This is a genomic window from Hyalangium ruber (genome assembly GCF_034259325.1).
Taxonomy (GTDB): domain Bacteria; phylum Myxococcota; class Myxococcia; order Myxococcales; family Myxococcaceae; genus Hyalangium_A; species Hyalangium_A rubrum.
Genome location: NZ_JAXIVS010000012.1, coordinates 90,089 through 114,027, shown reverse-complemented (window position 1 = coordinate 114,027; position 23,939 = coordinate 90,089). Strand labels below are relative to the sequence as shown.

Sequence of the window (23,939 nt, the reverse complement as noted above, 5' to 3'; positions counted from 1 at the left end):
GCCTGGCTCCTTACCGCTTCACGGCCGGGCCGTCGGCGGGGAGCCCCCACCGGTGGTCAGCAGGCGGATACGGTCGGCGAGCGTCTGAGGATCGATGGGCCCCACGTGCTTGCCCAGGGCGTTGCCCCGGGAGTCCTTGCCCGGGAGGATGACCCCGTTGGTGTCGATGAAGTACGTCTCCGGCACGCCGGCCACGCCGTAGTCCACCGCCACGCGCGAGCGCGGATCCACCAGCTGCGGGAAGCTGGCGCCCATCTGCTGGAGGAACTGCACCGCGTTCTCCTCGGAGTCCTCGAAGACGATGCCGAGGAACTGCACCTGGTCGCCGAACTTGTCCTGGCCCCACTCGAGCACCGGGTGCTCCTGCCGGCAGGGTCCGCACCACGAGGCCCAGAAGTTGATGACCACCGGGCGACCGCGGAACTCGTCCAGCGTCACCTTCTTGCCGCTGTCCATGGCCCGCAGGGTGAAGGCCGGCGCCGGCTTGCCCGCCATCATGAAGGGCACCTCGTGCGGGTTTCGCCCGAAGCCCATCAGCAGCACGACGAGCAGCGCCGCGGCGAGCACGACGGCGGCAATGGTGATTCCCCACTTCATGCGGCACCCCGGTTCATGTCACTGCCGGCCACGGGAGGCGCCGAGGCGCCCGCATCCGGAGCGTTGGCCGACACCGCCACGCGCCGCCGGGACGGCCAGATCGCGATCAGCGATCCCAGCACCAGGATGGGGATGCTCCACCAGATCCACCCCACCAGCGGGAAGACCCATACGTTGAGGCTCGCCGTGCCGTTCTCCGGAGAGATGGCCATCAGCGACATATAGAGGTCCTCCTTCGGCGACTCGCGCACCGCGGGCGTGCCGATGGGGTCCGTGCTGCGCTCGTAGTAGTTCAGCCGGGGCATGAACTCGCTCACCTTGCCGCCGGGCGTCGTGACTTCCACCTGCGCGGCGATGAAGGTGCGGTGCGGCTCCTGGCCTTCCTTCACGCCCAGGAACTTCATCTGGTAGCCGTCCAGCTTGAGCACCTCGCCCATGCGCAGCGTGCCGGAGGTGTGCTTCACGTACGCGGAGGAAGCCGCCACCGCCACGATGATGATGATGATGCCCAGGTGGACGACGTAGCCACCGAAGCGCCGGCGAGCCTTGGAGGCGCTCTGCAGCACGGCGGTGACGAGCCCCTCCTTGCGCTCGCTCATGCGCACGCGCACCGGCGCCACCAGCTCGCGCAGCGTAATCACGGTGACGAAGCCGGCCAGCCCGAAGGTGAGCAGCGGGTACACGCCGCGCATGCCCGACGCATAGCAGGCGATCGCCACCACCAGCCCCACGGCGGCGGGGATGATGAACTGGCGCCGCACGGCCGCCTTGTCCGGAGTACCCCAGGGCAGCATGGGGCCCACGCCCATGAGGAAGAGCACGGCGATGCCGCCGGGCACCGCCATCTTGTTGAAGTACGGCTCGCCCACGCTGACCCGTACCCCGCGCACCGCCTCGGAGATGAGCGGGTACACCGTGCCCAGGAGCACCGTGAAGGTGATGGCCACGAACACCAGGTTGTTGATCAGGATGCTCGTCTCGCGCGACAGCGGCGAGGTGATGCGGCCCTCGGGCACCAGCAGGTGCCCGCGCGTGGCCATCAGCACGATGGAGCCCACGATGAGGAACGCGAGGAAGGCCAGGAACGTGGGGCCGATGTCCGACTGGGTGAAGGAGTGGACCGAGTTGAAGATGCCCGAGCGCGTCATGAACGTGCCCAGGATGGTGAGGATGAAGCTGGCCAGGGCCAGGCTCATGGTCCACAGCTTGAGCATCCGCTTGCGCTCCTGGACCATGGTGGAGTGCATGAAGGCGGTGGCCGTCAGCCACGGCAGGAACGAGGCGTTCTCCACCGGATCCCACGCCCAGTAGCCGCCCCAGCCCAGCACCGCGTACGCCCACCACGAGCCGAGGATGATTCCCACGGACAGGAACATCCACGCCAGCAGCGTCCAGCGCCGCAGGGGCGCCATCCACGCGTCGCCAATCTCCCCGCGCAGCAGCGCCGCCACGGCCAGGCCGAAGGGCACCGTCATGCCCACGTAGCCCAGGTAGAGCATGGGCGGGTGGATGACCATGAGGATGTGGTTCTGCAGCAGCGGGTTGGGACCCGGGCCGTCCGGCGGAACCACCGGCAGGGTGTGCCAGGGGTTGGCGGGACCGGCGATGAGGAAGGCGAAGAAGACGCCCACGCCCAGCATGGTGCCCAGCGCCAGCGACATGTAGCGCCGGTGCTCGTTGCGGTGCGCCAGCGCGAAGGCCAGCACGAAGGAGCCCATGATGAGGCCCCAGAAGAGGATGGAGCCCTCGAGGGCGCTCCACAGCGAGACGATCTTGAAGAGCGTCGGCGTGGCGCGGCTGCCCACCTGTGCCACGTACTTGATGCTGAAGTCGTTGCTGAGCAGCGCGTAGACCATCAGCAGGTTGGAGCCCGCCATACAGGCGAAGAAGCCCCACACCGCGCGCATCACCCAGGGGAAGCCGGCCTCACTGCGGCGCATGCCGCTGACCAGGCCCACCAGGGCTCCGAACGTGGCGCAGACCAGCGCCCCGAGCACGAGCCCGTATCCAATCGTTGCGTTCACTTCGCCCCCGTCGTCGACGCGGTGGTGGAGCCCTCGGAGACGGTCTCCTGCCACTTGCGCGGCTCTTCACCCGGCTTGGGCGCGCGGTACTCGTTGGAGTGGTTCACCATCAGCCGGTTGGAGGTGAAGACCTGCGACTGGTCGAAGGTGCCCTCCACCACCACGCCGATGCCCTCGCGGAACATCTGCGGCGGCACCTCGGTGGAGCTCACCAGCACGCTGGGCGAGCCCGGGTTGTGGTCGGTGGTGACGTGGAACTTCAGGCTGGTGTGCGCCTCGTTCCACTGGATGGAGCCGGGCTTCACCACTCCGCCCAGGCGGATGGTGGGGCCATAGGCCTTCTCGCCCTGGGAGAGCATCTCCTGGGGGCTCCAGTAGTAGACGAGGTTCTCGCCGATGTTGCCGAAGGCCACGAAGGCCAGGCCGGCACCGGCCACCAGCAGGGCCCCCAGGGCGATGAGGCGGTTACGCGCGACGGGCGTCATGGCTCAGGACTCCTTCATGCCGGGCGAGGTTTTGGGCCGCCGCAGCCACAGGGACAGTGAATAAAGGGCGAGAGAGCCCCAGGCGATACCGTAGCTGACCCAGACGTAGCCCCAGCCACCCTGGATCCGGCCGCTGCCCACTTCTCCAGCGGCCACCTGCGCCAGCACTCCCAACGATGCGAGCGCGTTCATCACGCCACCCCCGCGGTGCGACGCGCCTCGGGCGAGTCCGTGGGCAGCGAGTCGGGAAGGGCCACCTCCGCCTGCCGCTCGCTCAGGGCGATGCGGTAGCGGTGGATGATGAAGAGGATCATGAAGGCCAGGAAGGCGAAGGCGCTGATGCGCAGCGGCGTCACCATGGCCGGGTCCACCGTACGGGGCGAGGACTGCACCTGGTGCAGGCTGCGCCACCACTTCACCGAGAACCAGATGATGGGCAGGTCCACCGCGGCGATGATGCCCACCACGGCGCTCCACACCGCGCGCTTCTCCGGGTCCTCCACGAAGCGGCGCAGCGCCATGTAGCCCATGTAGGCCACCAGCATGATGGCCGCCGTGGTGAGGCGCGGATCCCACGTCCAGTACACGCCCCAGGTGGGCCGGCCCCAGATGGCGCCCAGCAGCACGCCCACGGCGCCGAACAGCAGGCCCACCTCGGCGGTGGCCTCGGCCAGCGAGTCCGTCTTCCAGCTCGGCTTGAAGAGGTACGTCACCGAGCAGATGAAGTTGAGCGTGAGCGCCACCAGCGCCACCCACACCGCGGGGACGTGGACGTACATGATGCGCTGCACTTCACCCATCTCGCGGTCCGGCGGAGCCACGGCCAGGCCCACGTAGTGGCCCCAGGCCAGCAGGCCCAGCGCGATGGGAGGCAGCGCCATTCGGAAGAACTTGCCCATACGTTTCAGTCCTCGACCACCCGGGGGAACAGGAGGAACCCTAGCCCCCAATAGATCAGGTTGAACCCGCCCAGCAGGCCGAACCATGAGTTGAGCTGATTCATCGGGTCACCCTGGAGCACCAGCGTCATCCCCTTGGCCGAGGCCAGGAGGGCGGGAACAATCAGCGGGAACAATAGCAGAGGTAGGAGCACGTCCCTCGCTCGGGCGTTGCTGGCGATGGCTGCATACACGGTCCCCGGGGCGGCGAGCGCCATGCATCCCAGCACCAACGTCGCCAGGAGCGAGCCGATTCCCAAGGTCACCTTCACCCCGTAGATCGCGACCATGACGGGGATGAGCAGGCCGCCCAGGACGACGAGCAGCAGGGTGTTGCCCACCGCCTTGGACAGGAAGATGGCCCGAGCGTCGGCCGGGGCCAGTCGCAGGCCATCCAGGCAGGCGTTCTCCTGCTCCACCCGGAAGGACTCCCCCAGCGACAGGGTGCTGGCGAAGAGGATGGCCAGCCACAGGTAGCCCCCGGCGTTGCGCTCGAGCAGCTTGGTGTCCGGCCCCAGGGCGAAGGAGAACAGGAGCAGGGTGGAGAGGGCGAAGAAGACCAGGGCGTTGAGGCGCGCCCGGGTGCGCCACTCGATGAGCAGATCCTTGGCCAGCAGGACGAAGGAGGCCCGCAGCAGGCCGATGGGCTTGGAGGGCTTCACGCGGGCACCGCCCGTCCGTCCTGGAGGTGGAGGCGCTCCTCGCACAAGGACAGCCCCTGCTCGATGAGGTGGGTGGCGAGCACCACGGTGACGCCCGAGGCCTTCAGCTCGGAGATGATCTTCTCCATGGCCTCGATGCCGGAGGGGTCCAGCTCGCCGAAGGGCTCGTCCAGCAGCGCCAGGGTGGGCGCCTTCAGGAGCAGCCGCGCGATGGCCAGGCGCTTGCGCATGCCGGCGCTGAACTGGCGCACCGGGCTCTGGGTGCGGCGGGTGAGGCCCACCCGGGTCAGCAGGAGACCGGCGGCGTCCGACGGAGAGGGGATGCCCAGCAGCCGGGCGAGGACCACGAGGTTCTGGTGGGCCGTCAGGTCCTCATAGAGGAAGCTGGCGTGGGACAGGAGCGCCACGTTCTGACGCACCGTGTCGCGGTCGTTGACGGCATCCCGCCCCAGGACTTCCACCCGGCCGGCGGTGGGGGAGAGGGCGGTGGCCACCAGACGCAGCAGGGTGGTCTTGCCCGAGCCGTTGTGGCCGGTAAGGAGGAGGGAGCGGCCGGCGGGCAGCGCGTAGGTGAGGCGCGCCAGAGCCCAATAACGCCCGTAGCGCTTGCTCACGTCATGCAGGGCGAGCGCGGGAGGCGCGGCGGTGGAGAGGGCGTCCATCGAGGGCTGCGTTCGTAACTGGAAACCGCTCCGTTCTCCAGTGAAAGCCGGCCGAGGCGGCGCCTAGAAGCGCCCGCCGAGTACCAGCCCCGCGCCCTCCCGCCCCATCAGGGTGGGGGCGAAGGACACCTGGGGGGCCGCCGAGTCGGGCGCGTCGAAGTCGCGCGTGAGCCAGGTGGTGAACCCCAGCCCCGCGAGGGCGCCGACTCCCGCGCCGAACAGGATGGGGTCTCCGTCCTCGGTCACGAGGGCCACGGCGGCCGCGCCCAGCAGGCCGCCCAGAATTCCACCCGAGTCGATGAGCAGCACCCGGCCTCGGGAGATGGGCACCGACTGGGAGAGCAGGGCGAAGGAGAGCAGGCCCACGCTGGTGACGGCCGACTCGATGGCGAAGAAGGTCTTCATGTCCCCCGAGTCCGCCGTGGCCAGGAACAGCGCCATCACTCCGCCGGCCCACAGGCCGCCCGAGTTGGTCAGGGAGACCTGCCCCGCGGTGGGCGAGGTGAGCATGGCCAGGGCCACGCCCGCGCCGGTGAGGCTCGCCATGCTGAACATCACCGTGCCGATCTCGGCGTCCGAGTCATTCATGTCGAGGAGCGAGATGGCGGTGATGCCGTACCACACGCCCCACGTCGTGCCGGAGTTGATCACCGCCGACTGGCCCGGGGTGACGCCATTCGGAGTCAGGAGCAGCGAGGCGGTGGCGCCCACGCCCGCGCCGAGCAGCGCGGCGCCGAGGCCACCTCGCGCGTCACAGTCGGCGATGACGCACAGGAGGATGCCTTGGGAAGCGCCGTGCATCGTCTGCCACACCACCAGCCCTCCGCGCGCGAAGCCCGTGGGCTTCTCCCCGCTGGTGAGCGCCGCCTCGGCGAGCTCCGCCCCGGGGCCCAGCCGGCTGCGGGCGAACCGGGCGAACTCGCCCGCATACGGGTGGGTGGGGCAGGTGGCGAGCACCCGCTCCAGCGCTCCGAGCGCCTCCTCGTCTCGCCCCTTCAGCAGGGCGTTGAAGGCCGAGGTGTAGTCCTCCTCGGCCGAGGAGCAAGGGTCCGAGGCGGACGGCAGCGGGGGCGCGGACATGGGGGCGTCCGACTCCTGGGCGACGGCGACCGTGGCCAAGAGGCTGAGCAGGCTCGCGAGGGGCAGGGTCATGAGTTGGGCACTTTATGCGCCTCTTCTTCCGATCCCTCACGGTTCGCTTCCGTGAGATCTGGAAAGTTTTTCAACCCCTGGGGCACATTGTTCCCGGGACGGAAGAGAACCATCCTTTCAGTGCCAATGGCAGCGAGGGAAACCCGCTCGTGGACCTTGGCACTCCGCATGCAAAGGAAACGGGCCAAGGTGTTTCTCTGCGCAGGGGAGAGGTCATGGGCGCGGGTAGGTTGGTGCGGAGGGTAGTGAAGTCGGCGACTGCGGGGGTGCTCCATTACAGCGGGCTACGCAAGGCGATGGCGGCGTACCGCCGGAGCCAGTCCGGTGGGCGGCGCATCCTGATCGTCAGCTATCACCGGGTGGTGGGGGATTTCACAGGGGAGCTGCAGCGGTCCATTCCGGGGCTGCTCATCTCGGAGGAGACATTTCGCGGGCATCTGGAGGAAGCCGCCGCGGCGGACTACGAGTTCGCCTCGATCGGCGATGCGGTGGATGTGATGGCCGGGCGCAGGGTGGCGAAGAAGGATCTGTGCGTCGTCACCTTCGATGATGGGTACCGGGACGTGTACCGGTACGCGTATCCCATCCTGAAGCAGATGGGGATACCGGCCATTGTCTACCTGCCGACGGACTTCATCGGCACGAACCGGCGCTTCAACCACGACCGGCTCTTCCACCTGGTGTGTCAGGCCAAGGCGCGGCGGCTGAGTCCGTACTTCAACACGCTGCCCCGGCTGACGATGGAGCTGCTGCGGCCGGTGCTGACCGGACAGAAGACGCCCTCGGCGGCGCTGGATGACTTCATCGGCGAGCACTCGGCTCGCGAGCTGGTGGAGATCATCGGCACCCTGGAGCGGGAGCTGGGCGGCGAGCTGTTGCCCGAGCAGGGCGACATCATGGATTGGGACGAGGTGCGCCGCATGGCGAGCGACGGCTTCGACTTCGGCGCGCACACGCTGGGGCACACGGTGCTGACGCTGGAGCCTCCCAATGTGGTGGAGCGGGAGATTCTCGAGTCCAAGCTGGCCATCGAGCGCGAGGTGCCCATCACGGTGCGGGACTTCGCGTACTGCAACGGGTGGTACTCGGACGAGATCATCAACGTGCTGAAGGCGCACGGGTTCCGCTCGGGTGTCACCACCGAGGATCTGCCCAACCGGATCTCCGGCGATCCGTTCACCCTCAAGCGCAAGGTGCTGTGGGAGAACTTCAGCCTGGGGATGCTCGGCGACTACTCGTCGGCGCTGACGGGTTGCCAGCTCGATGACTGCTTCGGCGTGCTGGGCATGAGCCACCCTGTGCCGGGGCGGCGCCCGCACTTATCTTCGGCCGCCATGGCAGCCAACGCGGTGCGCATCGAGCAGCCCCTCATCCAACCCATTCTCCAAGGGGAGTCTCCGTGAGTTCATCCTCGGCGCCGGCCGCGCCCGGGTCCTTCCTGGGCAAGGCCGGTCCCCTGGTGCTGGCCCGGCTGTTCACCGCCGGGCTCACGCTGTGCATTCCGCTCGTGCTCGCGCGGGTGCTCAGCCTCGAGGAGTACGGGACGTACTACCAGCTCTTCCTGATCGCGATGACGCTCTACTACGTCCTGCCGATGGGCGTGGTGCAGAGCCTCTACTACTTCCTGCCCCGCGCGGAGCAGAAGCGGCCCTACCTGGGGCAGGCGCTCCTGTTCGTGTCGGGGGCGGGGGTGGTGGGAGCGGGGCTGGTGTTGGGGTTGCTGGAGCCCGTGTCGCGGTTGTTCTCCAACCCGGCGCTCGTGGAGTACCGCTGGCCACTGGCGATCTACACCGCGCTGCTGATGGGCTCGTACCCGCTGGAGGTGTCGCTGACCAGCCAGGGGCGTACCCGGCAGTCGGCGGTGGTGTACCTCGTGTCGGACACCCTGCGCTCGGCGGCCATGGTGGTGCCGTGTCTGCTGGGCACCTCACTGCACGGGATGATGCTGGCGGTGGTGGGGTTCGCCGGCGTGCGGTACGTGGCCACCTGGTTCGTCGCGCTGAGGGGCGCGAGCGGGCCGCTGGTGAGCGGGCCGTTGCTGCGCGAGCAACTGGTGTACGCGGCGCCCTTCGGGGCGGCCATGGCGCTGTCCATTCCGCAGCAGAACGCGCACCTCTATGTGGTGGCGGGCGCGGTGACGCCGGCGCTGTATGCGCTCTATCGGGTGGGCTGCTTCCAGCTCCCGGTGGTGGACCTCCTTTATACGCCCACCAGCGAGGTGCTGATGGTGCGCCTGGGCGAGCTGGAGAAGGCGGGCCGGCTGGAGGAGGCGGTGGGGGCCTTCCGAGAGGCGGCGGGCAAGCTGGCCTTCGTGTTCCTGCCGTTCGCGGCGTTCCTGTTCGCGGCGGCCCCCGAGTTCATCTCCGCGCTGTTCGGGGCGAAGTTCCTGCCCGCGGTGCCCATCTTCCGGGTGAGCGTGCTGGGCGTGGTGCTGGCCATCCTGCCCATGGACGGGGTGCTGCGCGCCCGGGGGTATACGCGCGCCATCTTCGTCTCGTACCTGGTGAAGGCGCTGGTGACGGTGCCGCTCGTGTGGCTGGGGGTGCGCCACTTCGGGATGCAGGGCGGCATCGCCTCGTGGGCCCTGGCGGAGCTGGTGGGCAAGGCGACGCTGCTGTCGCGGGTGCCGGCGGCGCTGTCCACCCCGGAGCAGCGGCTGCGCATCCGGGATGTCATCCCCTGGTCCGAGCTGGGCAAGGCCTCGATGGCGGCCCTGGCCGCCGGGCTGGGCGTCTTCATCCTGCGCGCGAGCCTGTCGGGCGCGTGGGTGGGGCTGCCCGAGGGCTTCGTCTGGCGCGTGCTGCCGCTGGTGGTCGCCGGGGTGCTCTTCACCCTGGGCTACGTGGGTGTGCTGTGCGCCACGGGCATCCGGCCGCTGCGGGTGCTGGCGAGCCTGCGCCCCCGTGGAGCGGGGTGAACATCGGCGAGCGGTGGACACCTGGGGAGGACTTCCCTCCCCAGGGGGGTGTACCTAGGTTGCGGTCCACTGGATGGGGTTGGGGAGGGAGTCATGGGCGTGGATGCGATGACGTTGTACCGGCTCGCGCGCAAGCTGCACCTGCGCGGGGTGCCGCTGGTGCCGAACCTGTTGCGCAAGGCCATCTACTATCTGCACAGCTCGTACATTCCGTACGAGGCGGAGATCGGTGAGGGCACCCAGGTTGGCTATGGCGGCATTGGCGTCGTCGTCCACAAGGCCACGCGGATGGGCCGCCACTGCCTCATCTCCCAGCAGGTGACGATCGGCGGGCGCTCGGGCCTCGAAGGAGCTCCGATCATCGGCGACTACGTGCGCATCGGCGCGGGGGCGAAGATCCTCGGCAACATCCGGATCGGCGACTTCGCGGTGATCGGCGCCAATGCGGTGGTGCTCAAGGACGTGCCGCCGGCCACGGTGGTCGCCGGGGTGCCGGCCCGCGAGCTGCGCAAGGATCCGGATCCGCTCACCACCTATCAGCGCGAGATGGGGCTGCTGCCCCGCCCGGAGGCGTCGATTCAGCCTTCGGGTGCCACGCTCCAATAGCGGGAGGCCGAGCGTCATGCGCGTACTCCTGGTTGGCGACTATCCGCCGCCCTACGGCGGCGTAGCGATCCACGTTCAACAACTGCATCGATTTCTTCGCGGGCGCGGCGTCGAAGCGAAGGTGCTGGACATCGGGAAAGGCGGCCGGCCGGCTCCGGACGTACACCCTGTCCGCTCCCTCGCCGGGTTCGGGCTGAAGCTCGCGGGATTCTTGAGCGCTGGGTGGACGGTGCATGTCCACACCAGCGGCAACAACCCGAAGTCGTGGATGCTGGCCGCCGCGGCCAGTGTCCCCGCGCCTCGGGCGCCACGCATCATCACCCTGCACTCGGGGCTGCTGCCGGACTTCCTGGCGGCCTCCGCCGCTCGGCGGGCCCTGGCGCGCACCGCGCTGGCGGGCTACTCGCGTGTGGTGGCGGTGTCGGAGGCGGTGAAGGAGGCGCTCGTCGGCTGCGGGGTGTCGGCGGAGAAGATCCTCGTACAGCCAGCCTTCTGCGCCTCGCAAGTGAGCCCGGGGCCGGTGACTCCGGCGGTGGAGTTGGCCCGCGCGCGGCGCAAGCCTTTGCTGGCGATGGCGCACCACCCGTCGCCCGTCTACGGGCGGATGCTGATGTTCCGCGCGCTGCGGATGATCGCGGAGGAGGTGCCCGAGGTGGGGCTCGCGGTCTTCGGGCCGGGCACGCGGACGCCCGAGTTCGCGCGGGACGCCCGCGAGACGCACGTGGCGCCGTACCTGGAGGACCTGGGCGAGCTGGACCACGAAGAGGTGCTCGGGCTCATGTCGCGGTGCGATGCGTTCATCCGCCCCACGACGCATGACGGGGATGCCATCTCGGTGCGCGAGGCACTGACGCTCGGGGTGCCGTGCGTGGCCAGTGACGTGTGTACTCGGCCCGAGGGCACCTACCTGTTCCGGGCGGACCATGCGCCGGACCTCGCGCTGCGGGTGCGGCAGGCCATCGCCGAGGGGCCCGCGCACGTGGCCTCTCCGGACGCGGGGCCGGTGATGCTCCGGCTGTACTCGGAACTGGCGGCCACGCGGCAGCTCGGCAGCGCTTCTTCTCAGTGGATTTCGATACAGGAGACGAGACATGCGGCGCAGTGAAGACATGGATCTGACTCGCCGGGCTCTGCGCGGCAGGGACCTGGTGGTCTTCTCCAACGACTGGGACGGCGATCCGCTGTCGAAGGTCCACATCATGCGGATCCTCTCTCGGGACAACCGTGTGCTGTGGGTCAACAGCATCGGCAACCGGGCGCCCAAGGCGAACACGCACGATCTGCAGCGCATCTGGAAGAAGCTGTCCACCTTCACCGAAGGCATTCGTGAGGTGGAGCCGAACCTCTTCGTGCTGGCTCCGCTGGCCATCCCGTTCTACGGCTCGGAGGCGGTGCGTGCCGCCAACCGGGAGCTGCTGCGGCTGCAGGTGCGCCGGGCGATGAAGAAGCTGCACTTCAAGCGGCCCATCTCCTGGTCCTTCCTGCCCGCCTCGGCGCCCGTGTCGGGCACGCTGGGCGAGGAGTTCGTCGTCTACCACTGCGTGGACGAGTTCTCGGCGTTCAGCGACACCAACGGGCGCCACATCGCGGAGCTGGAGGATCGGCTGCTGCGCAAGGCGGACGTGGTCATCACCTCCGCCGAGCGCCTGCGCGAGAACAAGGCGAAGGTGAACCCGCGCACGGTGCTGGTGCGGCACGGCGTGGATTTCCAGCACTTCGTGAAGGCGTGTGATCCGGCCACGGCGATTCCCGAGGACATCGCGAACCTGCCCAAGCCCATCATCGGCTTCTTCGGGCTGATGGCGGACTGGGTGGACCAGGAGGCAATCATCGCCACGGCCAAGGCGCACCCGGAGGGCTCGGTCGTCATCATCGGCAAGGTGGCGCCGGACTGCGATGTGACGGCGATGAAGGCGGTGCCGAACATCCACTTCCTGGGGCGCAAGCCGTACACGAGCCTGCCGGGCTACAGCCGCGCGTTCGATGTGGCGCTGATGCCCTTCACGGTGAACGAGCTGACGCTGAACGCCAACCCGCTGAAGGTGCGCGAGTACCTGGCCGCGGGCCTGCCGGTGGTGTCCACGGACATCCCCGAGGTGCGCAAGGTGGGGCTGTGCAAGGTGGCCACCTCGACCGAGGACTTCGTGCGCAAGGTGGACGAGTGCCTCGCGGAAGGGGCGGGCCCGAGCCGTGAGCGCGCCGAGCGCATCTTCCACGAGAGCTGGGACGCGCGCGTCGAGGAGATCCGCACCCACGTGGGCGAAGCCATGCTCAAGGCGGGTCGAGGGCTGTAGCGCGGGTCCGAGGGCGCCGGCTCAGACGGCGTCCGCGGCGGCGCGGCCGGTGATGACGGACTCGAGCCGCGCATACCGGGTGGCGACCCGGGCGTAGTCCCTGGGGGAGAGCGAGCGCTGGTCCAGCGCCCGCGCCAGCTCGGCGCGTGCCTCCAAGTAGTGCGAGAAGGGGATGCCGCAGCGCTGCTCCAGCATGCGCGCGGCCTCCTCTTCGGAGAGGGCGAGGGGGATTCCGAGCCTGTCCTGCATGAGCTGGCGCAGGTGACGGGCCATCTCCGGCAGCAGCTCGCGCTCCACCTTGGCCCGGCGCGCGAGCCAGCCCATCGACTGCACGTACTCGAGCGCTGAGCGGTGTCGCTCCGGCAGTTGGGGCCTGGGCGCGCCGAAGCGGGTGCCGCGCGCCACCACATAGAGCAGCCCCACGGCGAGACACTGGAGCGCGAACACCCAGATGCCGCGTGACATGGGTGGAGGTGGGGCCGCCGCGTGGTGGAACTCATCGAAGAGCAGGGGGCCTCGGGCGGCGAGGGCCTCCCAGAAGCGCAGGTTGTCGAGCAGTTCCAGCCGGCGATTCTCCGCGAGGTCCGGCCCCGCGGCGACGTACACCTCGCCCTTGCCCATGCCCAGGCGCCACAGGGCGGCGGTGCCCTCCAGGCCCGCGAGCGGGACGGCCTCCGCCATGCCCAGGGTGATGCCCCGGTCACGAGACACCCGGAAGCGGCTGAGTCCTCGCGCCGCGCCCGCCGGCAGCCAGAGTTCCACGGTGGTGCCGCCGATGTCCTGTTCGCCCTCGGGCAAGCCTTTGGCGTTCGTGCCCAGCAGGGAGTCCTGCTTCAGCTCCAGCCACTGCTCCAGCGCGGGCTGTCCCTTGTCCTTCTCCCGAGAGGTGAGGAAGACGAGCGTGCCCCCTCCTTGAATGAAGCGCTCCAGCGCCTCCACCTCCGCCGATGACACGGGCCGGGCCTGAGGCGCGGCGATGACGACGGTGCGCGCGGAGGGGGGCAGGTTCTCCAGGGAGTCACGGTGCGCGTCCACCGTGGCGCCGCCTTCCTGGAGATAGAGGTAGAGCGCGCGCAAGCCCAGCGCGCCGGGGTTCTCCACGGAAGGAACGGTAGACTCGGGCGGAGTCTGCCCCGCCGCCAGTCCCAGGGCCGCCGCCACGGCGATGAGGACTCCAAAGAAGAGGAAGGCGCGCAGGTTCTTCATGCCGCCACCCCTGGGACAGAGGCATGCAGGCGCTCCACGTCCTCCACGAAGCGCGAGGCCTCCTCGGGCGGCACGGGGCTCAACGAATAGAAGGTGCGGTCGTACCAGCGCACCAACCGCTCCACCTCCTGGACGAGCGGGGCGGGGGCGCCACGTCCGGGCAGCTCGGCGGCGAGCTCCCGGTTCGTCTTCACCCGGTCAGGCCGGGCGAGCTGTCGCTCTTCCAGGGTGGACAGCAGGGCCAGCAGCCCCTGGCGGATGGCTTCGCGTGTGTCCTGGGAGAGGGACTCTCGGGCCCGCCGCAGGTGCTCGCCGGGAGAATCCAGCGCGAGGGCGGTGGAAGTCCCGACGGCTCCGGGAGCCTGGGCGAGGGAGGGCCTGCGCCAGCGCCGCAGCCGCAGCGCCACCCAGAGCACCACCGCCAGGGCAAGCCCCAGCACCACCGCGCGCGTGGCGACGGCGAAGCTCTGGGCGCCTCGGGATTGGAAGAAGCCGTCCAGCCAGGCATCGAGCTGACGCATCAAGCGCTGGAGTAGATCGGTGTTTCGCTTGCGGGCCTGGGCGAACTCAGGGCGATCGAGGATGGCGCGGAGGCGGGCGGGCTCGCTTTCGGGCAGTGCCGCCTGTTCGCGCGCGGCGGCTTCCTGGAGCGAGCAGGCCTCCCGCAACCGGGCCGAGACATCCGATGCGAGCTTCTCGACGGAGACGTCCCCGGGCGGACGCAGCGGCATTCCCCCCGCGCGGGTCTCTAGGCCGTCCACGATGGTGGGAAGCTCGGCGGGACGGGTCTGCGCGGTCTGTTCGAGGAGCTGGCGGTCCGACTCCACGTCCGCGCAAGGCACGGCGGCGAGCAGCAGGGGAAGGGCGAGGGGCAGCACGCGGCGCTCAGGCGGAGGTGGGGGGGCGGTTGTCGAGGCGACGCTCGAGATCCAGCCCTTCGCGGCGCATGCGCATGTCCAGGTAGAACATGGCGGAGAAGACGAGCGCCAGCGGAGTGAAGAAGGACTGCCCGACGACCTGGAGCAGCTCCACGGGGACGAGGAGGGTCTGGGGGATGGGGTTGGCGGCGGCTGCCGCGGCATCGAACGGATTGCCGTAGGCGAAGCGGACGATCCACGCGGGCAGGCCGGAGACGAAGCTGACGGCGATGAGGATGCCGGCCACGACGGTGAACAGGATCATCGCCCGTACCTTCACGCGGCCCATGAAGCCGGGCGCCACGCGGCCGGAGATGAGGTCCCCCGAGCGCCGGAAGGAGCCGAGGGTGGACAGGTCCTCCATGGCGAAGACGGGGGCGAGGAGGGAGAAGCGCAGGAAGTACCAGAAGAGGGCGGCCAGGCCTCCCAGCATGGCGAGCAGGGCGCCGCCTGCGATGAGCAGGAGACCGGCGATGGTGGCGGGGCGCGAGTTGGAGCCCGTCTGGCTGAGGAGGGCCCCCAGCAGGATCAGGGCTCCGCCGGGGAGCATCATCAGCAGGCTGATGCCGAGCCCCCACAGCTGGGTGAGCACATAGGCGCCGGTGAAGGAGCCCAGGCGGTGCAAGCCCCGGCGCAGCCCGTCGGCCGGGAGCGCGCTCTCACCCAGCTGGACGGGGACGACGTAGCGAGCGACGACGAGGGTCGAGAGCCAGTAGCTCCAGATGAGCACCACCCAGAGCACGCTGGTGGCCCCCATCATCGTTCCGAGGTCTCCGAACAGGCTCGTCGGGTCGTTCTCCATCCGGGATTGGAGCTCGGGGCCTCCCTTGAAGAAGAGGTTGCCGCGCTCGAGGGCGACCACGACGCTCTTGCTGAGGATGTAGTTGATGAGCTCGAAGCCGAAGCACAGGAGGAACAGCGGCTTGATGTGGGCGCGCCAGAAGGTGGCGGAGCGGTCGATGAGCTCGCCAAGGGCGAGGGGGCGCAGGTCCTTGATGCCGGGGGCGTTCACGAGGAGGGCAGCATACCGCGACTCAGCGCAGCAGGGCCCGCGCCACGGCGGCGGGATCCTCGGCCTCCAGGACGGAGGAGATGACGGCGAACCCATGCGCCCCGGGGACGCGAGCCGCCCGCTCGGGAGTGATTCCCCCAAGCGCCAGGGCGGGGCAGGGCAGGGCGGCCGCCAGGGCTTGGAAGCCTTCCGGCCCGAGCGCAGGGCGGGTGTCTCCCGGTTTCGAGCCCGGAGCGTAGACCGGGCTCACCAGCGCCAGATCCGCGCCCTGGGCGAGCCGGGCCTCGGCCGCGTCATGAACGGCGACGCTCACCAGTCGCCCGGGAGGCAGGAGCGGCCGGACGTCCTCCACCCTGAAGCTGTTCACGGGCAGGTGCAGGTGCGCGTCCACCAGGAGCGCGACATCCAGCCTCCCGTTGACGAAGAGGGAGTTGCCCCGGGCCCGACACAGCGCCGCCAGCAGCCGCGCCTCTTCGAGGAAGGTGCGCACGGGAGCGTCCGGGTGGCGGTGCTGGACCGCCACCTCGGGGCCCGCTGCCAGCGCCTGATCGAGGGCAGCGAGCAGCCGCTGCCGGGGAAGCCGCCAGTCGGTGATGACGACCAGGCGGGGCGGCGTGGGCACTACTCGACGAGTCCCTGGAGGGGGCTGGAGGCGGAGCCGTACGCCTTGCGCGGGATGCGGCCGGCGAGGAAGGCCTCCCGGCCCGCTTCCACGGCCTTGCGCATGGCCACGGCCATCCGCACCGGCTCCTTCGCGCCGGCGATGGCGGTGTTCATCAGCACCGCGTCGATGCCCAGCTCCATGGCGATGGCGGCGTCGGAGGCCGTGCCCACGCCCGCGTCCACGATGACGGGCACCTTCACGGTCTCGCGGATGAGGCGGATGTTGTGCGGGTTGCGGATGCCAAGCCCCGAGCCAATGGGGGCCGCCAGCGGCATGACCGCGGCGCAGCCGATGTCCTCCAGCTTGCGCGCGGTGATGGGGTCATCGGTGGTGTAGGGCAGCACGGTGAAGCCCTCCTTCACCAGGATGCGGGCCGCCTTCAGCGTCTCCTCGACGTCCGGGTAGAGGGTCTTCTCGTCGCCGAGCACCTCGAGCTTCACCCACTTGCTCATGCCCAGCTCCTCGGCGAGCCGGCAGGTGCGCACTGCGTCCTCGGCCGTGTAGCAGAGGGCCGTGTTGGGCAGCAGGCGCATGCGCGAGGTGTCGATCCAGTTCATCAGCGACGCCTCGCCGCGCGCCTTCAGGTCCAGCCGGCGCACGGCCACGGTGACCATCTCCGCGCCGGAGGCCTCGTGGCACTGCTTCATCACCTCGTGGCTGGGGTACTTGCCCGTGCCGACGATGAGCCGTGACTGGAAGGTGACGCCCGCGAGGGTGAAGGGGGTGTCCTGGATGCTCATGTGCTCTCCTTAACCGCCGCCCACGAAGGTGACGATCTCCACGCGATCCTCGGGCTGGAGGGTGAAGGGGGTGTCCTGGGTGCTCATGTGCTCTCCTTAACCGCCGCCCACGAAGGTGACGATCTCCACGCGATCCTCGGGCTGGAGGCGGTGCTCGGCGTGGAGGGCCTTGCGGACCACCTCCGCGTTCACTTCGACCGCCACGCCCTTGCCCCCGACTCGCAGCAGCTCGAGGAGGGCAGAGAGGGTCGTGCCCTCGGGCAGCTCACGCGCTTCTCCGTTCACCCACACCTGCACGGCGGACCGCTCCTTGCCTGGAACGCCGACGCACTACAGGCACCTTCCCGCCCTGTCAACGCACACGGACTGCTGCGGTACGTGGCGCCCCCGCTATACTCGCCGCCATGTTCACCGCTCCCCGCCAGCTCACCGCCTCCGTTTTGGCGTTGACGCTTGCCCTGCCCGCGGCCGCCGCCGAAAAGAAGGCTCGTCCCGCGGACGAGGCCCCCCTGGCTCCGGCCGCCAAGCTCACCGCGGAGCCAGAGCCTTCCTCGCCTCCGGCCAAGACTTCGACTCCGGCCCAGGCTCCTTCCAAGGCCTCGGCTCCGGTCCAGGCTCCTTCCAAGGCCTCGGCTCCGGCGGTCCCCACGCTGGATGCGCCCGCGCGTGAGCCCGAGCCCTTCATCCGAGGACACCGGTACGCCTACGTCGCTGGCGGCGCCCTGTTGCTCGGGGGCGTGGGGTTTGGCTACTTCTCCCGGGGCGAGGCGAAGCGGGCGCAGAGCCTCGAGTCAGCCCGAGAGGCGCGCGCCGCGCTGGATCGCGCGCGTACCGCCTCAGCCACCGCGAATGTGATGTACGGGGTGGCGGGCCTCACGCTCGCTTACGGGTTGTTGCTGGAGTTGCTTCCGGAGCCTGCCGCGGATGCGGCGAGCCTCACCTACCACTTCTAAGAGGACGCGTGGACGCAAGGCAGACAGGTGGTTTTCTCGCGCTCGCGGCCGTGCTGACGGCGGCGGGCTGTATCATTTCCCAGGATGAGCAGGCGGGGCGGGAGTGCGCGTTCGACGCGGACTGCCCCGAGTCCTATACCTGCGCGGGGCCGGAGGGGCAGCGCTTCTGCGAGGTCATCTACCCACCTCGCCCTGGCACCCCCGATGGGGGGTCGACCGATGGGGGCCCGACCGACGGAGGCACCGTGGTGCCCACGTACTGCGCGGAGATCCAGCCCATCCTCGCCGCCAACTGCGTCTCGACCTGCCACGGGGCGCTGACCGAGGGCAGCAACCGGAGCGACTTCCGGCTGGACTATTACGAGTCGGCCGACACGAGCCAGCCCAAGGGCGCCAAGGCCATGGCCACCCGGATCAAGGTGCGCGCCTTCGACTTCCAGACCATGCCCCCCTCGGACCCGAAGCCCTCTGACGCGGAGCGCGCGCTGCTGGCCCGCTGGGCGGTGGGAGGAGCACCCTTCTGCAGCGACGGGGGAACCCCGGACGCAGGGGGGAACTGAGCCACCATGACAAGAGCCGTCTCGACTGTGTGCCTCCTTGCCGTCATGGCCGTGGTCGGCTGTGTCGTGTCGGTGAGTGACTTCGCCGGGAAGAGCTGTGAGATCGCCGAGGACTGCCCGGAACCCTACGTGTGCGTCGCGGCACGCGCGGGGGCAGGCCGGACCTGCGAGGCGCTGGCCATGCCCGAAGTCACGGACGGGGGAAGGGACGACGGGCCGATCCCCACCTACTGCGCGGAGATCCAGCCCATCCTCGCCGCCAACTGCATCTCGAGCTGCCACGGAGCGGATACCTCGGGCAGCAATCGGATCGACTTCCGGCTGGACTACTACGAGCCCGACGCGGGGCAGCCCAAGGGGGCGAAGAACATGGCCCCTCGTATCAAGCAGCGCGCCCTGGACTTCCAGGACATGCCGCCGCCGGGCAACCCGGAGCCCTCGGCCGCCGAGCGCGTGCTGCTGGGCCGGTGGGCGACGGGCGGCGCGCCCTTCTGTGACGACGGGGGAGTCTCCCTGGACGGTGGCACCGACGGAGGGCCGTAACCCCGCGAACACTCGGGCTCGCGAGGCGAGCAGCTCACGGAGTGCCTGCTCGCCCGCTCGCTGCCCCTAGGGCGCCTCACGTCCCTGGCAAGTGCTGTTCAAGGACTGAGCCAGCACCCACTTTCTGCCCAATCCCGCTGGGGAGCCTTGCTCCCTGGCCAGGCAAGAAAAGGAGAGGGTGTATGCGAAAGCTCATGATGACGGTGGCGGCGGTGGCGGGGCTTGCTCTGACGGCGGGCTGCAAGCGCGATGAGGTCCAGAAGGAGCGGCAGGATCTGGCCGAGGCGCAGCAGGAGGCCCAGAAGGAGATCACGGACATTCGTCAGAACGCGGCCGAGAAGGGGACCGGCCTGAGAGCCGAGGATCAGGAAGAGATCGCCGAAGCCCAGCAGGATGTGGCCGAGGAGCAGGCGGAGCTGTCCCAGGCCGAGCACGAGCGCCTCGCGGAGCAGCGCAAGGACAGCGCTGGCACCGTGGCGGCCAACGCCACCGTCCAGGGCCGCGTGCAGTCCACCATGGGTGATTCGCTGGTGATCCTCGTTCCTGGCAGCAACGCCGAGATGAAGCTGAAGACCGACGACCAGACCCGCGTGACGCAGAACAACCTGGCGGTGGAGCTGGATGACTTCGAGGAGGGCACCGAGGTGCGCGCCTCCTTCGTGACGAAGGGGGACGACAAGGTCGCCCGCGATGTCGTCATCATCGCTCCCGTGATGGAGAAGTAACAGCTCGCTTCAACGTGTACTCCAGGGACGGCTCCCGCTTGGGCGGGAGCCGTTTCTCTTTATGGGACGCGGAGTTCGGCTTCGGAGCGGTTGGGTAGGGCCGTGGATGTCTGCCCCCCTTGGTAGGGTGCTGACCCGTGAGGTTCTTCCTATCATTCCTACCTGCGATTTCTGGTAGGATGCCGGCGGCCATACCTGTAAGGTTGGCTTGCTCTCCCCGCCGTTCCACACGCGGCCATTCGCGTGCCTACCCAAGGAGTGCATGAGATGTCTTCAACCCCTGAGCAGCCCACCTCCAAGCCCGTCATCCTCTTCTCGTCCGGTGCCACCTCCTACGAGCTGCTCCGGTACCTGGGAGCCAGCAGCAATGGAGAGGTGCTGCTGGCGCGCCGAAGGTACGCCGATACCCTGGGAAGCTCCGTGCTCATCAAGCGCCTGCAAGAGCCCTCCAGCGGCGTCGAGCGGGCGCGGCTCCTGGACGAATTCAAGCTCATCCTCCAGCTCAGCCACCCGTGCATCGCCCAGGCGTACCTGGTGCGTATGCATGAGGGCTCGCCCCACGTCGTCATGGAGCACGTGGATGGCTACTCCCTGGAGTCCCTGCTCAGCTTCGCCGCCATGCGCGGGCAGCCCATGCCCGAGCCGTTCGCGGCCTATCTCGTGGGTGAAGTGGCGGATGCCCTCCAATACGCGCACACGCTGCGGGATGCGCGGGGCCGGCCGCTGGGCATCGTCCACCGGGACGTCAGTCCGCGAAACATCCGGTTTGGCTTCCATGGGCGCGTCAAGCTCACGGACTTCGCCTCCGCCTATTCGAAGATGGAGGGCCGCATGGAGACAGTGGGCCCGCTCCTCAAGGGCGATATCGCCTACTCCTCCCCCGAGTACCTCATGCTCCAGCCGCTGGATGCCCGTTCCGATCTCTTCTCGTTGGGGGTGGTGCTCCTCGAGCTGGTGACGGGCAAGCACCTGTTGGATCTGGAAGAGGTGCAGCAGGCCATGCGAATGGCGGGGCCGCCCACCACCGTGCAGGCCTCACTGCAGAGCGAGCTTCAGAGCTGGGCCACCGCGCCCGAGATGTCCATGCGCATGGAGCGCTTTCGTCCAGAGCACGTGGAGCGCGCCACGCGGGGGCTGTCGGCGCCCATGAGGGCCATCGTTCTGAAAGCGCTCCGGCGCGACCCGGGCGAGCGGTTCCAGTCCGGGCAGGAACTGAGAGATGAGCTCTGGGCCTTCATGGGCGGCACCGGGCGCTGCTACGGCCCTCAGGATGCGGAGCGTGAGGCAGCCCGTGTTCGCAGTGATGCCACCCGGCGTCATGGCGGCGCCCAGCTTCCGGAGAGCGAGGAGTTCTCTCCCAGGCCGCCTGGGTTGGTCCCCCGCAGGCACGACCCCTGAGCCTTGGGCTTGTTCTCCGCGAGGCGAGGTCCGAGACTGCCGGGCATGAGCGACGTGAACGAACTCCACCGGCGCTGGTGTATCGCTGACGGCCACGCGGATTCGCTCATGTGGAACCGCGACCTGTGCGTTCGCTCCGATGAGGGGCACGTGGACTTCCCGCGCCTGCGCGAGGCGGGCGTGAAGCTGCAGTGCTTCACCCTCGTCACCCGGGGCTTCCCGTTCGTCGGGGGCTTCCCGCTGTTCGCCACCTGGAGGGGGTGGCCGCGCGAGGCGCGCTCCAGCGAGTGGGCGCGGGCGGTGTGGCAGATTGACCGGCTCGCGGAGTTCTGCCAGCGCTCCGAGGGTCAGGCGCGCATCACCACCAGCGCGGCCATGCTGGAGGACAACCTCGCCCACGGCCGGTTGTCCGCCATCCTCGGCGTGGAGGGAGGGCATGCCATCGAAGGTCAGGTGGCGCGGCTGGCGGAGCTGCACCAGCGGGGTGTGCGCTTCATGGGGCTGACCCACCTGTCCAACAATGACTTGGGGGGCTCTTCCTTCCCGATGATGGGCAACCGGGGCCTTACGCCGCTGGGGCACGCGGTGGTGGAGGAGATGGCCCGCGTGGGCCTGAGCGTGGATGTGGCGCATGCCTCCGAGCGCACCCTGGAGGAACTCTTCGCGTTGCCCTCCGTCCGGTTCTTCTCCTCGCACACCGGTGTGCGCGCGGCGGGAGGAGGGTGGCGTAACCTCTCGGATGAGTCGCTGCGGCGAATCGCCGAGCGGGGTGGGGTGGTGGGCATCATCCTCGCGCCCGTCTACCTGGGCGGCGACACGTTCGATGACGTCGTCCGGCATATCGAACACGCCGTGAATGTCATGGGCGAGGAGGGGGTGGGGATTGGCTCGGACTATGATGGGATGGTGGCGCTGCCCAAGGGCATGCGCGATGTGACGGATCTTCCCCGCCTGACCGAGCTGCTCCTGCGCCGCCACCCCGAGCCGTGGGTGGAGCGGATCCTCGGGGGGAACTTCCGCCGCTTCTTCCGAGAGACGCTCGGCGGTTGACCCGCCGCGCGAGGCCCGTGATAGTCGGCGCCCGCATGAATCGCATCCTGGCGCTCCTTCCGCTCGTTGGCTTTCTCTTCCTCTCTGGGTGTGGAGGGCCGGACGTCGGCGACTCCTGCTCGAGCAGTGGCTACATCTGCAGCAGCGAGACCGAGGCCCTGGAGTGCCGTGGGAGCCAGTGGCGCGCTCTGCCCTGCCGGGGGGGGCTCGGTTGTCAGGAGGCGGACGGTTCCATCCGCTGTGACACCTCCGCCAACGTGGCCGGCGACAACTGCGCCCTGAGCGCCGAGGGCCGCGGCCTGTGCCGCGCCGACGGTCTGGCCGTGCTCGAGTGCCGCATGGGGGTCCTCGTGGAGACCGAAGCCTGCAACACCTGCTCCCAGAACGGCTCTCAGATCGTCTGCGAGCAGTAGCCCGTTCGCGCCGAGAGGCCGTCCCCGTGCCCATGGCCCGTGGATTGGCAGGCTTGCCGCCCGTGCCTACCTTCTCTTCGGTTGTGGGGGAGGTCGGGGATGGCGGGGATGGGGGGAGGCCCTTGGGCTCTGGGGCTCGCGGTATGGGTGTGGCTGGGGTGTCAACAAGCGAACGCCAATCCTCCGCATGAGGAGAAGGTGGCCGTGGCGCGGCGCTCGGTGCGGGAAGTCCCGCCCCTGGAAGCGCCGGGAGAGTCAGCTCCGCGAGGAGATCCGTCCTGGCGCAAGGGCAAGCCCGCGAGTCCTGCGGAGCTCGAGGTGCTCACCTCTGCGCAGGCGGCCCTGGCGGGCGAGCAGGTCTTGGTGGAGGTCTCTTCCCTGGGGGCTCCGGCGGTACGCGCAGAGGTCTTCCGCCTGGGAGTCTACGGAGGGGCTGGGGCCCTCAAGGTGTGGAGCAGCAAACTCTACGCGAGCGCTTCTCCTTCTGGTCGGATGACGTTCTCCTTCGAGATCGCCGAGGACTGGGAGCCGGGGCTCTACCTGGTGAAGGTGACGCGCTCGGACGGGCTCCGAAGCTTCACCTCGCTGGTGGTCAAGGAGCGCAAGGGTGAGGCGCCCCCCACCTGAACTCAGGTTGGCAGGGACGCCAGGAAGCGATCGAGCACCGCGTTGAAGCGCTCGGGTTGCTCTTGGTTGGGCAGGTGCGCCGCGCCTGGGATGACCTCCAGGTGTGCCCCGGAGATGAGATCGGCCATCTGCCGGGCCTTCTCCAGCGGAGTCACCGTGTCGTGTTCGCCTACGACGATCAGCGCAGGGCCCGCATAGCGCGCCAGGATGTCCTTGCTGTCCGCCCGCAGGGCCATGCCGCGCTGCGCGGCCGCCACCGCCGCGGGAGAAGCCGTGCGCATCATCGCCGCCACCTCGCGGCCCACGGGGGAGTCCGGGCCCGCCGCCACCAGCTTGGGCAGCAGCGTCTGGACGAGTGGCTCCACGCCTTTCTCCAGCGCCTCTTTCGCCGAGGCCTCGCGCCGGGCCCGGCCCGCCTCATCATCCGCGGTGGCCTGGGTGTCCACCAGCACCAGCCCTCGCACGCGCCCCGCGTCCTCGCGCAGCAGCGCCATGGCCGCGTACCCGCCCATGGACACGCCTCCCACCACCACCGAGTCGAGCTTCAGCGAGTCCAGCAGCGCCAGCGAGTCCTGGGCGAGCCGGGTCATCTCCGTGGGCCCCTGGCCCAGCTCGCTCTCTCCGAAGCCTCGATGATCCGGAACGATGAAGCGGTAGCGGCCCGACAGCGCCGCCACCTGCTTGTCGAACGCCTCGCCATGGAGCGGGAAGGCGTGCAACAGCAGCACGGGCAGGCCCTGGCCCACGTCGCGGTAGTGCAGCGGGGTGCCCTCGACGGTGATGGTCAGCACGGT

The 23,939-nt window shown here is 69.3% G+C and carries 28 protein-coding genes; 13 read left to right on the top strand and 15 right to left on the bottom strand.

The window, feature by feature from the left end; translation table 11 throughout:
- Positions 1-18: 18 nt before the first annotated feature.
- From SYV04_RS30350 to SYV04_RS30315, 8 genes are all read right to left on the bottom strand, one after another.
- Entirely contained in the window at positions 19-597 is a 579-nt protein-coding gene (locus tag SYV04_RS30350) for a TlpA family protein disulfide reductase (RefSeq protein ID WP_321549449.1), read from the bottom strand.
- The gene (locus tag SYV04_RS30345) at positions 594-2,621 is read right to left on the bottom strand and encodes a heme lyase CcmF/NrfE family subunit (RefSeq protein ID WP_321549448.1); all 2,028 of its coding nucleotides are present in this window, start codon (positions 2,619-2,621) and stop codon (positions 594-596) included. Before SYV04_RS30345 ends, SYV04_RS30350 begins: the two co-directional genes overlap by 4 nt.
- Positions 2,618-3,106, bottom strand: a complete 489-nt coding sequence (locus SYV04_RS30340) for a cytochrome c maturation protein CcmE (RefSeq protein WP_321549447.1) — start codon at positions 3,104-3,106, stop codon at positions 2,618-2,620. The genes SYV04_RS30345 and SYV04_RS30340 overlap by 4 nt, the downstream gene beginning before the upstream one ends.
- A 3-nt stretch (positions 3,107-3,109) precedes the next feature.
- Entirely contained in the window at positions 3,110-3,298 is a 189-nt protein-coding gene (locus tag SYV04_RS30335) for a hypothetical protein (RefSeq protein ID WP_321549446.1), read from the bottom strand.
- Complete coding sequence (gene ccsA / locus SYV04_RS30330) at positions 3,298-4,005, bottom strand: cytochrome c biogenesis protein CcsA (RefSeq protein ID WP_321549445.1); 708 nt, start codon at positions 4,003-4,005, stop codon at positions 3,298-3,300. The genes SYV04_RS30335 and ccsA overlap by 1 nt, the downstream gene beginning before the upstream one ends.
- A 5-nt stretch (positions 4,006-4,010) precedes the next feature.
- Positions 4,011-4,706: a heme exporter protein CcmB gene (locus tag SYV04_RS30325; protein WP_321549444.1), complete on the bottom strand. Its 696-nt coding sequence runs from the start codon at positions 4,704-4,706 to the stop codon at positions 4,011-4,013.
- Complete coding sequence (ccmA, locus tag SYV04_RS30320) at positions 4,703-5,368, bottom strand: heme ABC exporter ATP-binding protein CcmA (RefSeq protein WP_321549443.1); 666 nt, start codon at positions 5,366-5,368, stop codon at positions 4,703-4,705. The genes SYV04_RS30325 and ccmA overlap by 4 nt, the downstream gene beginning before the upstream one ends.
- Before the next feature lie 63 nt (positions 5,369-5,431).
- Entirely contained in the window at positions 5,432-6,520 is a 1,089-nt protein-coding gene (locus SYV04_RS30315; RefSeq protein ID WP_321549442.1) for a hypothetical protein, read from the bottom strand.
- A 296-nt stretch (positions 6,521-6,816) separates the two neighbouring features.
- On the opposite strand from SYV04_RS30315, the gene SYV04_RS30310 reads away from it, so the two are divergent.
- From SYV04_RS30310 to exoP, 5 genes are all read left to right on the top strand, one after another.
- Positions 6,817-7,923 carry a polysaccharide deacetylase family protein gene (locus SYV04_RS30310; RefSeq protein WP_321549644.1) on the top strand — a complete coding sequence of 369 codons (1,107 nt, stop codon included), beginning with the start codon at positions 6,817-6,819 and terminating at the stop codon, positions 7,921-7,923.
- Positions 7,920-9,437 (top strand): lipopolysaccharide biosynthesis protein, encoded by a 1,518-nt coding sequence (locus SYV04_RS30305; RefSeq protein ID WP_321549441.1) that lies wholly within the window; start codon positions 7,920-7,922, stop codon positions 9,435-9,437. Before SYV04_RS30310 ends, SYV04_RS30305 begins: the two co-directional genes overlap by 4 nt.
- A gap of 93 nt (positions 9,438-9,530) precedes the next feature.
- Positions 9,531-10,043 carry a serine O-acetyltransferase gene (locus tag SYV04_RS30300; protein WP_321549440.1) on the top strand — a complete coding sequence of 171 codons (513 nt, stop codon included), beginning with the start codon at positions 9,531-9,533 and terminating at the stop codon, positions 10,041-10,043.
- Positions 10,044-10,059: 16 nt separating this feature from the next.
- Positions 10,060-11,148, top strand: a complete 1,089-nt coding sequence (locus tag SYV04_RS30295) for a glycosyltransferase family 4 protein (RefSeq protein ID WP_321549439.1) — start codon at positions 10,060-10,062, stop codon at positions 11,146-11,148.
- On the top strand, positions 11,135-12,337 hold the full coding sequence (gene exoP / locus SYV04_RS30290; protein WP_321549438.1) for a spore coat polysaccharide biosynthesis glycosyltransferase ExoP: 1,203 nt from the start codon (positions 11,135-11,137) through the stop codon (positions 12,335-12,337). The genes SYV04_RS30295 and exoP overlap by 14 nt, the downstream gene beginning before the upstream one ends.
- Before the next feature lie 21 nt (positions 12,338-12,358).
- Here the strand turns inward: exoP and SYV04_RS30285 are convergent, their stop codons facing one another.
- The 6 genes from SYV04_RS30285 to thiS all read right to left on the bottom strand — a co-directional run bounded on the left by SYV04_RS30285 (position 12,359) and on the right by thiS (position 17,173).
- A complete protein-coding gene (locus tag SYV04_RS30285; protein WP_321549437.1) occupies positions 12,359-13,543 on the bottom strand; it encodes a DUF4350 domain-containing protein in 1,185 nt (394 codons plus the stop codon).
- Positions 13,540-14,421 carry a DUF4129 domain-containing protein gene (locus SYV04_RS30280; RefSeq protein WP_422723985.1) on the bottom strand — a complete coding sequence of 294 codons (882 nt, stop codon included), beginning with the start codon at positions 14,419-14,421 and terminating at the stop codon, positions 13,540-13,542. The genes SYV04_RS30285 and SYV04_RS30280 overlap by 4 nt, the downstream gene beginning before the upstream one ends.
- Before the next feature lie 7 nt (positions 14,422-14,428).
- A complete protein-coding gene (locus tag SYV04_RS30275; RefSeq protein ID WP_321549436.1) occupies positions 14,429-15,472 on the bottom strand; it encodes a hypothetical protein in 1,044 nt (347 codons plus the stop codon).
- A 22-nt stretch (positions 15,473-15,494) separates the two neighbouring features.
- Positions 15,495-16,094 (bottom strand): thiamine phosphate synthase, encoded by a 600-nt coding sequence (locus tag SYV04_RS30270; protein WP_321549435.1) that lies wholly within the window; start codon positions 16,092-16,094, stop codon positions 15,495-15,497.
- Entirely contained in the window at positions 16,094-16,876 is a 783-nt protein-coding gene (locus SYV04_RS30265; protein ID WP_422723984.1) for a thiazole synthase, read from the bottom strand. Before SYV04_RS30265 ends, SYV04_RS30270 begins: the two co-directional genes overlap by 1 nt.
- Before the next feature lie 96 nt (positions 16,877-16,972).
- Entirely contained in the window at positions 16,973-17,173 is a 201-nt protein-coding gene (thiS, locus tag SYV04_RS30260; protein WP_321549434.1) for a sulfur carrier protein ThiS, read from the bottom strand.
- Positions 17,174-17,280: 107 nt separating this feature from the next.
- On the opposite strand from thiS, the gene SYV04_RS30255 reads away from it, so the two are divergent.
- The 8 genes from SYV04_RS30255 to SYV04_RS30220 all read left to right on the top strand — a co-directional run bounded on the left by SYV04_RS30255 (position 17,281) and on the right by SYV04_RS30220 (position 23,145).
- Positions 17,281-17,829 (top strand): hypothetical protein, encoded by a 549-nt coding sequence (locus tag SYV04_RS30255; protein ID WP_321549433.1) that lies wholly within the window; start codon positions 17,281-17,283, stop codon positions 17,827-17,829.
- 8 nt (positions 17,830-17,837) lie between these two features.
- A complete protein-coding gene (locus SYV04_RS30250) occupies positions 17,838-18,389 on the top strand; it encodes a hypothetical protein (RefSeq protein ID WP_321549432.1) in 552 nt (183 codons plus the stop codon).
- A 6-nt stretch (positions 18,390-18,395) separates the two neighbouring features.
- The gene (locus tag SYV04_RS30245) at positions 18,396-18,932 is read left to right on the top strand and encodes a hypothetical protein (protein WP_321549431.1); all 537 of its coding nucleotides are present in this window, start codon (positions 18,396-18,398) and stop codon (positions 18,930-18,932) included.
- A 182-nt stretch (positions 18,933-19,114) separates the two neighbouring features.
- Positions 19,115-19,657, top strand: coding sequence for a hypothetical protein (locus SYV04_RS30240; RefSeq protein ID WP_321549430.1), 543 nt, complete (start codon positions 19,115-19,117; stop codon positions 19,655-19,657).
- 267 nt (positions 19,658-19,924) lie between these two features.
- Complete coding sequence (locus SYV04_RS30235; RefSeq protein ID WP_321549429.1) at positions 19,925-21,055, top strand: serine/threonine-protein kinase; 1,131 nt, start codon at positions 19,925-19,927, stop codon at positions 21,053-21,055.
- Between the two features lie 45 nt (positions 21,056-21,100).
- Complete coding sequence (locus tag SYV04_RS30230) at positions 21,101-22,105, top strand: dipeptidase (RefSeq protein WP_321549428.1); 1,005 nt, start codon at positions 21,101-21,103, stop codon at positions 22,103-22,105.
- Between the two features lie 35 nt (positions 22,106-22,140).
- Positions 22,141-22,518, top strand: coding sequence for a hypothetical protein (locus tag SYV04_RS30225; protein WP_321549427.1), 378 nt, complete (start codon positions 22,141-22,143; stop codon positions 22,516-22,518).
- A gap of 204 nt (positions 22,519-22,722) precedes the next feature.
- Positions 22,723-23,145, top strand: a complete 423-nt coding sequence (locus SYV04_RS30220; protein ID WP_321549426.1) for a N,N-dimethylformamidase beta subunit family domain-containing protein — start codon at positions 22,723-22,725, stop codon at positions 23,143-23,145.
- A gap of 2 nt (positions 23,146-23,147) precedes the next feature.
- On the opposite strand, the gene SYV04_RS30215 is transcribed toward SYV04_RS30220, so the two are convergent.
- Positions 23,148-23,936, bottom strand: coding sequence for an alpha/beta fold hydrolase (locus SYV04_RS30215; RefSeq protein WP_321549425.1), 789 nt, complete (start codon positions 23,934-23,936; stop codon positions 23,148-23,150).
- Positions 23,937-23,939 lie beyond the last annotated feature (3 nt).